Genomic DNA, 15,092 nt, shown 5'->3' with positions numbered 1-15,092 from the left:
TTAATAAACTGCATTAGGTCTTGAAAACCGGAAAAACAATGTGCAGATGTTTCTTTCAATCTATTTGTACTCGTATGCCCGCAGGTAAGTAAAGCGCAATCGATATTTAAAGCAGATGCCACTTCATAATCATGAATGGTATCACCAACAAATAAAATCTGATTCTGATCTTCATCAATCATCGAGATTAATTCCTTTCCGGCTTCTGTTTTGCCGTGTGCATAATGATTATTTTGTCCAATAACATGATCAAACAATTCTGATAATCCATATTCAACCATCAGTGTATTCAAAATATCCTGTTTGCTCGCAGACAAAATTGAATGGCGGATTCCCTTCTCTTTTAAAGTTTTAAGTGACTCACTTACGCCGCCATGCAGCTTTGGCTCGTGAGCGCGCTTATTGTATTCAACAATGAATTCTGTCCCGGATATTGAAAAGGGCTCTTTTTTAAAATCAAATCCGAGTTTGACATAATAATCCTTCACCGGAAATCTGAATACATCTCGATACGACTTTTCTGTAATGCGTTTCATCTTCCGCCTATCGAGCAGAAGATTCATTGACTCAACCGTAAGCCATCGATCATCGAGCAAAGTCCCATTCCAATCCCAAATAATGTGTTTGAATCTCATAATACTATTCCAAACATGGAGAATAAATCGAATATAATTGATAACTTTTCGTAAGAAATTTCCTATCCCATGAATCCAGACGACCTCATTCCTCAATTAAAACAAAGATTGGAAGACAATCTTCCGGGTGAAAATGCACAAAATAAGTTTAAAACCCGTTCCCGTTCTCCTATTAATTCGCCGAATACCATCGAAGAATCAACTCCGTCTGCTGTTTTAATTTTACTATTTCCAAAAAATGAAAGTATTCATTTTTTTCTGACAAAACGATCGCAGACTGTGGAATTACATAAAGGACAGATTTCTCTTCCGGGAGGAATGCAGGAAAATAATGAGACACTTGAATTAACCGCCATTAGGGAAACACACGAAGAAATTGGAGTTTCTCCAATCTCGTTTGAAATCTTAGGAAGTCTAACGCCTCTTTTTACTCCCGTCACCGGATTTATGATCCATCCTTTTATTGCATTTTCAGATTACGAGCCCGAAACTCTGATTCAGAAAAATGAAGTGGATTCACTCCATTCTGTATCTTTGGAAGAACTTTTGAATGATTCTTGTGAAAAAAAAGAAAACCGAACCATAAATAATATCTCAGCTGAAATTCCTTTTTTCCAATTCAAATCCGTTCGAGTTTGGGGTGTCACGGCTATGATTCTGTCCGAATTTAAATGTGTGCTAAACGAGGTGATTCATGCTAAAACTTGGAATTGATTTAGGCGGAACTAAAATCGAGGGAATCCTACTTGATGAGAAAGGTAGGGAAATAAATCGAAAACGAATTCCTACACAAAGGGACGATGGTTATGATGCCATTGTAGATCGCATCTGCAGTTTGGTTTATGAACTGAAAGGTGTCAATGAAACAACCATTGGAATTTGTACGCCTGGATCAATTGATCCAAAAACTGAAAAATTAAAAAATAGCAATACCGTTTGCCTGATTGACAAACCATTAAAACAAAACATTGAATCAAAAATTGGTCAGCCAATAATCATGGAAAATGATGCAAACTGTTTTGCCCTTGCAGAAGCAAAAATGGGAGCTGGTAAAAAACATTCAATCGTATTCGGTGTCATCCTCGGAACAGGTGTGGGTGGTGGGATTGTTATTGATGGAAAAATCCATCACGGACGTTCGCACATCGCAGGCGAATGGGGACACCATACTCTTTACCCAAATGGAAAAAATTGTTATTGCGGGCAAAAAGGATGTGTGGAGGCCTACATCAGCGGGCCGGCGTTAGAATCTCGATATAAGGAAATTACCGGTGACCAAAAAATCGTTACCGATATTGCGCTAAATCCACCATCAAATTGGAAAAATGAATTCACTCAAAACTTTGGAATTGCACTTTCCAATGTAATAAACATTTTGGATCCGGATGTCATTGTGCTTGGCGGCGGTGTATCAAAATGTGAATTTTTATACTCAGATGGTGCGAATTCTGTTCACAATTATGTGTTCAGTCCGAATGCCGATACACCGATTGTAAAGCACACTTTGGGAGATTCTGCAGGGGTTATTGGTGCGGCTTGGCTTGGTGATTCATCATGAATTTGGGGAAATGGCTTAACTCACTAACCTGGCTGGATCATGTTGTCATATTCTTATTTTTTGCTTTATCCTGTTTTCTTTCTTGGGTTACACTGACTTCTATGAAAACATGGTATAGCAATAATCAAGGAAATCATAAATATGCCAAAAAATTTCGGATTACACCCTTCTCCCTCTTGGGGATTGCAATTTTTTATACGATAATTATTTACAGATTAATTGGTTCTTTATTGATTGGTCTTTTTAGTGCCGGCTAGAAAAAGAAAATTATTTTTTTCCCTTTCTCATTGCTGATATGGCTTTCCAGGCTATATTTGGAACTTTGTCTAAATCATTGAATTGACCGGCGCCCTTCAGCCATTCTCCCCCATCAATGGTTACTACCTCTCCATTTATATATCCTGCCTGATCACTTATCAAATACGATGCAAGATTTGCTAATTCCTCATGTTCGCCAAATCTCTTTAATGGAATTCTTTTTTTCATCGCTTTTTCTATTCCAAATCCCGGAGGCGCAAGCCTTGACCAAGCGCCTTCAGTAGGAAAAGGTCCTGGTGCAATCGCATTGGTTCGAATTCCATACTTCCCCCATTCTACTGCAAGAGATCGCGTCATCGCTAACACTCCTGCTTTCGCTGAGGCAGAAGGAATCACATATCCCGAACCGGTCCACGCATACGTTGTAACAATATTCAATATCGTGCCGGATTCTTGTTTGATCATTTCTTTTCCGACGGCGAGTGAACAATTAAATGTGCCATTCAGTACAATATCCACAATGACTTTAAAACCGCCTTCTGTCAGATTTTCAGTAGGGCAGATAAAATTTCCTGCCGCATTGTTAAGCAAAACATCAATGGCCCCAAATTTTTCTTTTGCCACTTGCACCATGGCAGAAACTTCGTCCGGTTTTCGAACGTCACATACAGCCCAAGCAACATCCGCACCTGTTTCCTTTAATTCATCTGAAGCAGCCTTTAATACATCTTCTTTTCTGCTCGCAATAAGAAGATTGGCGCCTAAGGATCCAAAGCGGTGAGCCATGGATTTTCCAAGGCCCGTTCCCCCGCCGGTTATAATAACAGTTTTACCTTTTAGTAATCCGGGTTCAAACATAGAGTTTCCTTTTATTCATTTTTCAATGGTAAATATAAGAATTAGACATGACGGCTTTACACTTCTTTTATCATGGTTGCTGAAGTATATTTTTTGATACAATGTCTGCCTTAGAACCCTCTCAGCCCATTCAAAATCCCGGGCCGGCTTTAACCCAACCGCTGGATGCTTTGGGATATGAAACAATCACCAAACTCGCCTCATGGAGCAAATTCGTTGGCATCATGAATATCTTTTTTGGTGTTTGCTATGCCTTGTCCATCATTTTTTTTAGCATTCCTACCTTTCTAATAGGTATCATTATGATTCTTCTTGGCAAAAAGCTTATTAATGCCAGCAGACACCTTCGTTATGCATTATCGGCGCAAGACAATGTCAGCTTTTCCAGAGCTTTAGATCAGATCCGGAGTTTTATGACATTAACAGGAATTATGTACTTGATCGGTTTACTATTTTTCATCCTGATTTTGATCATGGTTTTTGTTTTCGGGATTGCATTGTTTGATTTTATCAGTGATCCCGGATTTGACTATACGGTTTAGACTGATGACTCAACATCAAATATTGATTCTTTTCCTACTATGAAAATATTTTTGAACGCATTGAATATTCGCCCCGGGGAAGGCAAAAAAGTTCTGACTTTATTTACATATTTTTTCCTTTTAGTCAGCGTTGTCATCATCGGAAAAACAACCCGCGATACGTATTTCCTGAGCCGGTATGAGCGCGAGCTTCTTCCTATCATGTTTGTTATAACAGCAATTGTGATGACTATAATCATTACAATTTATAATAAGATCAATAAAAAAATTAACTTGTCAACAATTGTTTTATCATGCTTGGTGTTGTTTATCCTAAGTTTAGTTTTCCTGCAATTCAATTTACACATCACCTTTAGGGGAAAGCCGATTCTGATCCCCGTCCTATTTGTATGGATGGATATAGTCTGCACCATTCCTATGATTCAATTCTGGACGATTGCCGGACAATTTTTTGGACCAAGAGAAGCTAAACGATTATTTGGCGTTATTGGTGGAGGCGGTTCTCTGGCGCCTATGGTGGCCGGAATGAGTTTAAAACCATTTATTGGAAAATTTGGAACCGATGAACTTCTGTTTGTCGTTGCCGGGCTACTTGGATTGGTGTTATTGCTTGTGCCTATTGCAATGAGATTTAGACAAAAAATTAGTCAAAATCAAATGGATCAACAATCACAACCGAAACAGAAAAAAGTTTTTAACCCGTATTTAAAGTCAATTGCTATCGTCATTGGTTTATCATCAATTGTTTCTCTATTGGTGGATTACCAATTCAAAATGATAGCAAGTACAACTTTAACTGACGAAGCATCGCTGGCTAGTTTTTTTGGGTCATTTTTTGCAGCAGCAGGGTTTCTAATGCTCATTATACAATTTGGCTTTACCGGGAAAATTCTGACTCGGTTCGGTATGTTAATCGGACTGCTCATTCTTCCCATTGCATTGATGTTAGGAGCGTCCGCCATTCTTCTTGCGCCCGTATTGTGGGCCGGAACATTCGCTAAATTCGCAGACCAAACAATCAAATTTACAGTAAATCAATCGGTGTGGGAAATCCTTTGGCTTCCGGTTCCACCGCATCGAAAAAAAATCGGAAGACCGATGGTGACAGGCAGTATTACCGCTATCATGATTGGCGTGGGTGGACTCATTACCTTTATTTTAACAAAATACATCCCATTGCAATTCCTGAGCATTATTTCAATCGGCGCCCTTTCTTTATGGATATGGACTTCCTTCAGACTGAAAAAACAATATGTTGCTGAACTGCAAAATGCTGTTGAAAAACGTCAGCTCAATTTTGATGAACTAACGCTAGATGTTACCGATTCCGCCTTGGTTGATACCATCCAAAAAGCGCTGGATGTAGAGGACACCAATCAGCAATTATTTGTTCTGGATTTGGTCAAAGACATTCCACTTTCTCCATGGAAAAGAACTATTCGGGAAATGTTTAAAACAGGATCATTCGAAGTTCAAAGCGCCATCCTTTTCCTTACTATTGATGATGAAGATGTCATTCCGAATGAAGAAATCATAAGTGCTTTTAAGCAAGGCGGATTGCTTGGAAATAAAGCGGCTGTTGTAGCCGGACACCGCAAACTAGAAGAGTTAACTTCGGATTTAGAATCAAGATTAAGCAGTGAAAATCCGGATGAAAGTGCTGCGGCTGCAGCGGCACTCTTAACGCTTGATTCAGGAAATACAACGAAGGCGATTTCTATTTTACAAAACCAAATCCATGGGCCTGATCCATACACAACTACCGTAGCTCTGCAAAGTCTAATTGAAGCACCAGATTTAATTTCTGCTGATCAAATCTCTCAACTGCTTTCTCATGACTCAGTGGATGTGCGAGCGGCTGCTTTGGACCTCATTCAATCCGGTGGCGAAAAATCGCTATTACCCTTTATTGTTGAAAATTTGGCAGATTCTAAAACAGTATTGAAAGCTAGATCTGCTTTAAAACATTTTGATGAAACGGAAGCCATTTCGGCACTGGCAGAAAAATCTAGAAGCGGGATTCCGGAAGATCTTTCTTGTGCCATTTTAAATACTCTTAAGCATTATCCGGGAGCAGGAAGTGCAATGGTTACTTCTGAAATGATGGATCGATCCAATCCACAGATTTATCGAGAAAGTGTGGATACCTTGCTATCGATTGCCAGGAACACTCCCTTGCCAAATGCTTTGTTAGAGGACCTTGAAGATGAAACTCGATTTATTGCAGAATTGGCATATCAACATTCAATTGCACTTGATTTTTTCCACGATGATTCCAAGTCTAGTTTAATGGAGGACCATTTGAATCATAAGCTGGCTCTTTTGCGCCCGGTACTTTTAAAATTGGGCGTTCTGGATCAACCTGAAACCCGAGTTGAAACCTATATTCATACATTACAATCCAACGACTCGGGACGACTCGGATTTGTGCTTGAACTTTTGGAACAGATTTTTACCGTGGAAGAACGAGAAATAATCAATCCACTGATCGAACCAATGGATATTTCGGACCGCGTTTTAATCGGCAGAAATTTCTTTCCCGATTTACCCAAAGATAAAAATTATTTTATTATAAAAGGAATTCATTCGGGGAATGATTGGACTGCCGCGCTTTATTTGAATCTAATTTTCAATTCTGGGGATGATAAAATATTATCAGAAATCGATTGGGAAAAAGTAAACCCGTCAAATCTTATTAAAGAAGTCATCAGTTTGCATTCAATTAAAAACGGAAAAGATTACTCCGGAAAAATTCCGGAATCATTAGTATTGAAAAAGGAGGAACTACCTATGTATTCCACCATCGAAAAAACCATCCTGCTGAAAAGCGTAAGTTTGTTTCAGTCCATCCCGAGTGAAGATTTGTCCCGAATTGCACAAATTGCAGAAGAGGTTCATTTTGATTCAGGTGAATCCATTTTCAAAGCAGGTGAATTTGGTGATTCCATGTACATCATCATGAACGGAAGTGTTAAAATTCATTTGGAAGACCAACCTATCGCCACATTGGACAAAGGTGAATGTTTGGGGGAAATGGCGCTACTGGATCAAGATCCGCGTTCCGCCGACGCAACCGTGGAAGAAAATGTGATTCTCTTGAAAATTTCAGGAGATGCGTTTTACGAAATTATGAGTGGAAATATGGATATCATGCAAGGCATCGTCAAACTGCTGACCAGCCGCCTGCGATCGGCTATTCAATAAATTTACTTATCTAGAATATCGCCCACCGCTTCTTGGGATTTTTCTACTGCTTTTTCTTTTGCTGATTTTGTTATTTCGTCCACTTTTTCTGAAATGGCATCTCCGGCTGATTGAACACCTTCCTTTATTCGATCCACATTTACTTCTTCACCGGTCCAAACCAAATAGGCTACATATATCACAAGGACGGCAGCGACAACCAACGCTAATTTGATTAGCTTTTTAATAATACCAAATAAAATGACACCCGCTAGAACAACGGCAATGCCAAGGTAAACGGGATTATCAGCAAATATCTTTACAAGATCTTCCATTATTCTGACTTCCTATTTTGTTTTAATTTATTGCGATTAATGTGACCTGTTTTTTCTTCGTACTCAAGAATCAAATCCATAATACGATCGGAATCAGGCATTTTTTGGGTCATAGTTTGCGCATATCCGGAATGAGATAATGTGCCTTTGTCATCCATATTCAAAACAATAACGCCCACATGATAACCCTCTTTCCCTGCCTGCGCTACAATCGGAGCGGATGATGAGAACGGGTTTGCGATAACCGATTGGCTGTGAGATCCAATAACAACATCAATGTCATTAACCCTTTCAACAAGTTCCAAATCTTTTGCATATCCTTGATGGCTTAAAACCACAACCAAATTAGTATCATTTTTATGCGTTTTAATTGCAGATGTAAGAGCTTCAATCGGATCGGTTACAACCATTCTGGCTCGCACCGGTTCTGGATAGTATTTAAATACAGCCGGATCAATTATTCCCAGCACCAGAATGCTAAACCCACCTTTTTCAATGCGTTTGAAAGCGACCATCCCATTAATATCCGGTGCTGATATATTGGTGCCAATCAAGGATGCGTTCATTATGGGAAGAATCAAGTTCAATTCATTCGGATCCCGGGCGAATTCCTGATCGCCTAATAAAATACCATCGTAAGGCAATTCACTGTAGGCAACACAAACAAGACTATCAAGATAGGTGCGATGACTCACCGGGAAGAAATCACCGGCATCAAACAAAAGTGTATTGGGGTTTTTTCGAATAAAATCTTTTACAAACAGAACCCGTTTTTCCACCGAACCGTATGGGTGGTCCGGACAATAGCAATTTTCGAGCGCACCATTGGTATTGTTCGTATGCAGGATAAACAAAGATTTTTTCTCAGCATTCAGCCGAGATGTCAACAGCACAATTAATAAGAAGATCGATCGAAAGATAGCGTTCATTACGGTAGATAAATTGACGTTACTCTGAATAGAATTCAAGTTAAATTTAACTTCACACTTATGCTGCCAAGATTTATAATTATTGCCCATTTTGTTTTGCTGCCTTTGATGTTTCTCAAGGCGCAGACAAATGTTTTTTACCCGGCAGATTCACTATTATCTAGTCGATCGGTATCGCTGATTCGGAAATCACTTATTTTTCCGATTGCAGGATGGCAACGATTATCATACAAATCCAATGGGCTGGATTGCCAATTTTCTCCAAGCTGCAGTAATTATGGCGCACACGCCATTGCAAAACACGGTATAATGCTTGGTCCCGTGATGGCGGCTGACCGGATTGCGCGATGCAATCCGATGGCGCTTGAGTACCACGCAAAATTAGGGAACGAATTTTTAGCAGAAGATTTTCGGATACTTGACCCGGTAAAACCGATGGAACGAAATTCCGAGAAATCCCCGTTTGTGGCCGCAATGATGTCAGCGATGATTCCGGGTGCCGGGCGAATCTACGCGGAGCGTTCTTGGGACGGGATTTTCGGCTTCATGATGTTTGCCATGCCGGCCTCATCGGCGTATCGAATGCGGGACAATACCGATTCTGCCGCTTTTTCTATCTATGCAATTGTGACCGCTATTTTTTATGGTGGAGAAATTTACGGCGCATGGCGAACAGCTAAATATTACCAAAAAGTTGAGTAAGGCAGGCTTGGTTTTCTATCATTGAAAACCATAATTTCACTCGCTAGTATTTGCCACCTTAGCTCAGTTGGTAGAGCAACTCATTCGTAATGAGTAGGTCCGCGGTTCAAATCCGCGAGGTGGCTCTTTTCTCTACATAAATTATGAGACACACAAAATTAAAAACGACTTACACTTAAAAGATAAAAAAATCAAAAATTAAATTAACAAATCCACATTAAAACTAGGCTATAAATGAAATTTCTTACAACAACCATCGTTCTTTTATCCTTAATTCTGACGGGATGTTCTCAAGTCTCAAATCTGCGTGGACATTTTGGGTCCGGAATGGTCATCCCGGAAAAAGAAAGTACCTATCCAACGGTGTCAGATCGAAATCGTCTTATCGGCGAACTGACTCCGCTCAGAACTTGCTATGACGTCCATTTTTATGATATGAATATCACCATAGAACGCCTGGATGAAAATCTACAAATAAACGGATATGTTGATATTCATGCGGAGGCAGTTGACAATTTCGAAAAACTGCAGATCGACTTAGCAAAAGCAATGATGCTTGACCAAATTATTTTCGAAGATACCGCACTCAATTGGACGCGGAAAGAAGATGCTGTTTTTGTTGAATTCCCCCCGATATCCAAAGATCAACATTTCACATTTCGAGTAAAATACAGTGGAAGTCCGCAGATTGCCAAACGACCACCCTGGGACGGCGGAGTCGTCATCGAAACTGATAAAGCAGGTCGACCGTTTTTAGGGGTTTCATGTGAAGGTGATGGCGCAAGCCTTTGGTGGCCCAACAAAGATCATCCAACCGAAGAACCGGATAGTATGGCGATGAATATTACTGTGGATTCATCCTTGGTTTGTGTGATGAATGGAACGCTCCGAAATGTATTGGAAAACGGTAATACTAAAACTTGGCAATGGTTTGTTTCCAATCCGATCAATAATTACAATGTTACATTTAACATCGGGCATTATATAGAAATTCAAGACAGCGTCAACTCATTGGGAATCGTGCATCCGCTCAGTTATTGGGTATTGGATTACAACGAAGCTATTGCAACGGAGCATTTAAAGGAAGCACGGGACGTTATCCAATTTATGGAAAAGCGTTTTGGAACATATCCCTTTTGGAATGACGGCTACAAATTAGTTGAAGCGCCGTATCTTGGCATGGAACATCAATCTGCGATTGCGTACGGAAGTTCATTTAAAATATTCGATAAATCTAACCGAAGTATATATGGGAGCTTGGATTACATCACTCTGCATGAATCTTTTCACGAATGGTGGGGAAACAGCATCACTGCCTGCGATGGAGCCGATGTGTGGATTCAGGAAGGGTTTACAACCTACTGCGAAGCCTTGTATGTGGAAGACCGCTGGGATTACGACCTCAGTGTCGATTATTTGTTGACAAAACGGAAATACATTCGAAACCGAAAAGCTATGGTCGGTCCGCGGGGAGAGTATTACTGGGGATTTGAAGATGCGTATTACAAAGGGGCTTGGATACTTCACACCCTCAGAAATGTGATGGATAATGAATCTCTCTTTTTTGATATCTTAAAATCATTCGCAGTTGAGAATGCAAAATCTATTGTCTGCACCGAAGACATTATTCAATTTGTTACTGAAAAATCCGGTAAAGATTACGAACCATTTTTCCGTCAGTATCTTTTTGACCGCCGACCGCCAACGCTAGAATATAAACAATCCGAAAATACGTTCCATTACCGTTGGAAAAATGTTCGATCCGATTTTGATATGCCGGTAGATATATTAGTGAACGGGGAAGAAATTCGGCTTTTCCCAACATCAGAAATATTGACCATTAAAGTCCCCGAACATGCTACAATTCAAATTAAGGATTGGGAATTTTTATTGATAAAAGAGTCAATACATTAATAATCGTCGATTCTCCTACTCTTTTATTTCCAATTTCTAATCTTATAAGATGTTCCAGCGCAAATGATTCATCAGCCGGATTACTCCACTCCCAACAATTCTATTTCAAAAATCAATGTTGATCCCGGTGGAATCACTCCTCCAGCACCGCGATCTCCATAGGCCAATTCCGGTGGAATGGTTAACTTTCTTTTTCCGCCTATTTTCATTCCGAGCAAACCTTGATCCCAGCCTAAAATAACTTGTCGGGCACCTACCGTAAACCTAAACGGGTCTCGACCGGGATTTAGGGATGAATCAAATTTGGTCCCGTCTTCCAACCATCCAGTATAATGTACCATCACAATACTTTGATCTTTAGCTTCAGTTCCCTCACCTTCAATTATGTTCTCAATGATAAGTCCATTGTCCATTGTTACCACCTTTTGGTTGCCACATCCTATTAATCCTAAAAGAAGGATTAAAAAGGATATCTGTTTAAAATCTCGCATTCATTTCTCCTTTGAAATCGGTGAGTTTACATCAGAAGACTGAAAATTTTTACTCGTAAATTCGTCCATCAATAATCCAAATACGACCAAACTTAATATTCCGGAACCCTGTAACAAAATGTGCATTAACGAGCTACGCTTATGAATTTGCGCATCCTTTCACTGTGCTTCCTCTTGGGATTTCTTTTTTCAGCCGATAACCGTCTGCGACTGAAACGCGCCGATGTGCTGGAAAATATCACCCTTAATGGTGAAGCAGTTCAAATCCTGACGGGAAATGTAATCTTCCAAAAAGAAGATATGACGCTTCGTTGCGATCACGCGCGCTACCACCAAAAGGTGGGGCTTGGAATGCTCGTCGGATCTGTAAAAGTAGTTCGAAACAATCAAACATTGACTTGCGATTCACTGCATATCAATTCACCAAAAGATATCCTAACCGGTTATGGTAACACACGCGCATGGACCGAAACATATGATTTAAAATCTGACACGCTTGTGTATTATTCAAAACAAGACAGCGGATTGGCTTTGGGAAATGTGAAATTGATCCAGGAAGGACAAACCATTATGGCTGAGGAACTTTCTTACGTTCAATCTCAGGTAACTGATGGCGTTTCGTACTCTGCTCATAAAAAAGTAATCATTCAAGATAGCCTTCGCACCGCAAACTGTGGACGTGCTATATACAACAGAGAGTCAGAAAAAACACAACTAATCCTTAATCCAAAAATTATCCAAGAAGGGCAAACAATTTCCGGTAAAGAAATTTCCCTACAATACAACAACGGAGAATTAGAATTCGTTTATATTCCCGAACAAGCGCATGCTATTTACCACAATTCAGGTTATCGTGAAATTAAAACTCAGGAGAAAGATTCTGTTGTTATCCAGAAAGAACAAGGCGATTATTTAGATGATATGACGAGTCGAGTTATGAAAGCATATTTTGTTAATGGTTCAATGGATTCAATGCGGTTGGAGGGAATGGCCACAACCTTATATCATAATTTTGATGATTCCGTTTATCAGGGAAAAAATCTCGCATCCGGCGATACCGTTTGGATGAAATTCCAAGAAGGGAATTTGAATCAGATTTTAGTTTCGGGCGGCGCCAGAGGAACCTATACTCCTGATACCGTTTCAACCAATATCGAAGCACCTTTGGAATACACATCGAATGTTATCAACTATAAAATTCCCGAAGAAGAAACCGATCTGCATGGAAACGCAAACATTGATTATACCAATGTTCACCTTAGTGCAGGATTTATAAATGTATTGTGGTCAACCAATGTTCTTCGTGCACTACCGCAGGGATATCACGATACTACCTATATTCCAATGAAACCAACACTTACCGAGGATGGTCGGAGTCCTATGGAAGGCGACACGCTTCTGTATAATCTTGAATCTCAAAGAGGAAAAGTGATTGAAGGCAGAACAAAAATAGATGATGGCTATTTCCAAGGGGATGAAATCCGAAACCGTGAAAATGACGATTTTTATATTGATGAAAGTATATACTCTACATGCGATCTTCCTGTACCTCATTTCCATTTCGAAAGCTCTCGGATGAAAATGATTTCAGAAGACAAAGTAGTTGCCCGGCCCATCGTCCTGTATATTTCCGGCATTCCGATAATGGGGCTTCCGTTAGGTGTATTTCCGCATCAGCGCGGTAGAAGACACTCTGGTTGGATTATGCCGGGATATGGCGAAAGTAGCACACGTGGACAATACCTTGACGGACTCGGTTATTATTGGGCTCCAAGCGATTATTGGGGTTCAAAATTTACCATGAGCTTTGCAGATCGACAGGGAATCACGATACGGCTTAATAATGCGTATGAAAAGCGATATGCCTTCAGCGGAAATCTGAACCTTGAAAACAGACAAAATTTCCCATCCGGATTGGGACAAAGTGAGCGCGATATCACGCAACTTTTGAATAACCGGCAAAGTGATTATGTGGTAAACTGGAATCATAATCAAGTCCTAAGAAATGACCAAACATTTAGAGTGAATGCCAGCTACTACAGCAATGGGCAATACAACCGACTTACCGGAATAAATCCTGTAACACGGCTGAACCAACAGGCACGATCCAATGCGACATACACCAAAAACTGGAGGAAGTCTAATAACTCAATCAGTATCAACTTATCATCCAATACCGATCTTATGGTGGAACAAAAAATTGATCCAACTTCTGCTTTCTATTCCAGTCCAATCCGAAGTGGAACCCAAATGGACATTACATCCAGCACTTTTCCAAAAATTGCCTTTCGACATGGTCAGAGAAAACTCATTAAACACATTGGCGGATCGCGAAAATGGTATCATAATATCGCGTATAATTATTCTTCAAATTTTACCAACAAGCACCGCACTTATTATGAAAGCGAATCTTATTCACTTGATGATTCTACCTCGATTTACCGCTGGATAACAGATTCTGACAGTGCCGGCATTGTGCAATCTTTCAACGATTATGTTACCAATCACAGTATGGGACTAAGTGCGCCCCAAAAAGTGTTTCAATACATCACATTAAATCCAAATATGAGTTTACGATCTGTCTGGGTAAATAAATCTTACAGCGGACATTTTGATACCAGCGGCGTTTTTATTAAAGATGAAATTGTCGGATTTGCACAGCGCACAACCGGCTCAATGGGGCTCAGTGCATCTACCCAATTTTACGGATTGTTTCCGATTGGCATTGGTTCTCTGAAATCTATCCGCCATGTAATGTCAACCTCTATTGGTTATTCCTATACGCCCGATTTTTCTAAACCGGTCTTTGGTCAAGATCTCGGCTATTTCAAAACAATTACTCAGGATTCTCTCAGTCAAACTTTTGACCGATTCTCCGGCACAATGGCAGGTGGAACATCCTCCGGTGAACGTCAATCTATGAATTTTTCATTAAATCATTCTTTTCAGGCAAAAATGAAAGATGGCGATCAAACCAAAAAAGTGAACTTATTCACATGGGGAATGTCTTCCGGATATAATTTTGTGGCGGAAACATTTAAGCTTTCTCAATTACAATCTTCGGTGCGATCCAACATTGCAGGCATACTCAATCTTGATCTTTCCATGAAGCACGATTTCTACGATTTTAATCCACAAACCGGTGCTCGGATCGATCGGTATCGTGTAACAGAAACCGGTATTCCTTATCCTCGACTGATGAATATGAGTTTATCAACCGGGTTCAAATTTTCCGGGAAAAGAATTGCCATTCAATCAAGTGAAGCGTCGGGGGCTGATAGCATCACCACCGATGGCAGATTGGATACCGGAATACCATCTTCCGAAAGGCCATCAGGATCTGGAAATCTATGGAGCACAACTTTGAGCATTCGTTATTCCCAAAACCGATCTAATCCGGAATTAACCCAAGAAACATTTTGGCTTTCAACAAATTCAAATTTTAAGTTAACTAAAAACTGGAATGTCGGTTATAGCGCTCGGTTTGATTTAATTAACCGCGAGTTAGTCAGCCACAATTTTTCTATCAACCGTGATCTCCATTGCTGGACAATGTCAATCACATGGACTCCATCTGGTTATGGTTCAGGTTTTCACCTTTTATTACACGTAAAATCGCCGACCTTAAAAGATTTAAAAGTTGAACAAAGAGGCGGAAGGTTTCGATCGCAGCCAAACTGGTAACAT

General features: G+C 40.1%; 12 protein-coding genes and 1 tRNA gene. 8 read left to right on the top strand and 5 right to left on the bottom strand.

Features of this window, described 5'->3' with window-relative positions:
- A partial coding sequence (locus tag HOD97_07355) for an HAD family hydrolase (protein ID MBT4281410.1) occupies positions 1-635 on the bottom strand: 635 nt, incomplete at its 3' end.
- 69 nt (positions 636-704) lie between these two features.
- Between HOD97_07355 and HOD97_07350 the strand changes: the two genes are divergently transcribed.
- Both HOD97_07350 and HOD97_07345 read left to right on the top strand, forming a co-directional pair.
- Positions 705-1,349, top strand: coding sequence for a CoA pyrophosphatase (locus HOD97_07350; GenBank protein MBT4281409.1), 645 nt, complete (start codon positions 705-707; stop codon positions 1,347-1,349).
- On the top strand, positions 1,330-2,193 hold the full coding sequence (locus HOD97_07345) for an ROK family protein (protein MBT4281408.1): 864 nt from the start codon (positions 1,330-1,332) through the stop codon (positions 2,191-2,193). Before HOD97_07350 ends, HOD97_07345 begins: the two co-directional genes overlap by 20 nt.
- 267 nt (positions 2,194-2,460) lie before the next feature.
- On the opposite strand, the gene HOD97_07340 is transcribed toward HOD97_07345, so the two are convergent.
- Positions 2,461-3,309, bottom strand: a complete 849-nt coding sequence (locus HOD97_07340) for an SDR family oxidoreductase (GenBank protein ID MBT4281407.1) — start codon at positions 3,307-3,309, stop codon at positions 2,461-2,463.
- Positions 3,310-3,410: 101 nt separating this feature from the next.
- On the opposite strand from HOD97_07340, the gene HOD97_07335 reads away from it, so the two are divergent.
- Both HOD97_07335 and HOD97_07330 read left to right on the top strand, forming a co-directional pair.
- A complete protein-coding gene (locus HOD97_07335; protein ID MBT4281406.1) occupies positions 3,411-3,851 on the top strand; it encodes a hypothetical protein in 441 nt (146 codons plus the stop codon).
- Between the two features lie 39 nt (positions 3,852-3,890).
- Complete coding sequence (locus HOD97_07330) at positions 3,891-7,055, top strand: cyclic nucleotide-binding domain-containing protein (GenBank protein MBT4281405.1); 3,165 nt, start codon at positions 3,891-3,893, stop codon at positions 7,053-7,055.
- A 2-nt stretch (positions 7,056-7,057) separates the two neighbouring features.
- On the opposite strand, the gene HOD97_07325 is transcribed toward HOD97_07330, so the two are convergent.
- Complete coding sequence (locus tag HOD97_07325; GenBank protein ID MBT4281404.1) at positions 7,058-7,369, bottom strand: hypothetical protein; 312 nt, start codon at positions 7,367-7,369, stop codon at positions 7,058-7,060.
- Complete coding sequence (locus HOD97_07320; protein ID MBT4281403.1) at positions 7,369-8,298, bottom strand: hypothetical protein; 930 nt, start codon at positions 8,296-8,298, stop codon at positions 7,369-7,371. Before HOD97_07320 ends, HOD97_07325 begins: the two co-directional genes overlap by 1 nt.
- A 60-nt stretch (positions 8,299-8,358) precedes the next feature.
- Here HOD97_07320 and HOD97_07315 point away from each other — a divergent pair, with 60 nt between their 5' ends.
- The 3 genes from HOD97_07315 (at position 8,359) to HOD97_07305 (ending at position 10,914) form a co-directional block, all read left to right on the top strand.
- Complete coding sequence (locus HOD97_07315) at positions 8,359-9,000, top strand: membrane protein insertion efficiency factor YidD (GenBank protein ID MBT4281402.1); 642 nt, start codon at positions 8,359-8,361, stop codon at positions 8,998-9,000.
- Positions 9,001-9,052: 52 nt separating this feature from the next.
- Positions 9,053-9,125: transfer RNA gene (locus HOD97_07310), tRNA-Thr, on the top strand.
- Positions 9,126-9,234: 109 nt separating this feature from the next.
- Complete coding sequence (locus tag HOD97_07305) at positions 9,235-10,914, top strand: M1 family metallopeptidase (protein ID MBT4281401.1); 1,680 nt, start codon at positions 9,235-9,237, stop codon at positions 10,912-10,914.
- An 80-nt stretch (positions 10,915-10,994) separates the two neighbouring features.
- Here the strand turns inward: HOD97_07305 and HOD97_07300 are convergent, their stop codons facing one another.
- A complete protein-coding gene (locus tag HOD97_07300) occupies positions 10,995-11,405 on the bottom strand; it encodes an FKBP-type peptidyl-prolyl cis-trans isomerase (protein MBT4281400.1) in 411 nt (136 codons plus the stop codon).
- Between the two features lie 141 nt (positions 11,406-11,546).
- Between HOD97_07300 and HOD97_07295 the strand changes: the two genes are divergently transcribed.
- The gene (locus HOD97_07295; GenBank protein MBT4281399.1) at positions 11,547-15,089 is read left to right on the top strand and encodes a hypothetical protein; all 3,543 of its coding nucleotides are present in this window, start codon (positions 11,547-11,549) and stop codon (positions 15,087-15,089) included.
- Positions 15,090-15,092: the final 3 nt, after the last annotated feature.

This window comes from Candidatus Neomarinimicrobiota bacterium (assembly GCA_018651745.1).
In the GTDB taxonomy this organism is placed as follows: domain Bacteria; phylum Fidelibacterota; class Marinisomatia; order Marinisomatales; family TCS55; genus JAAZYX01.
This window is presented reverse-complemented; position numbering and strand designations above follow the sequence as displayed.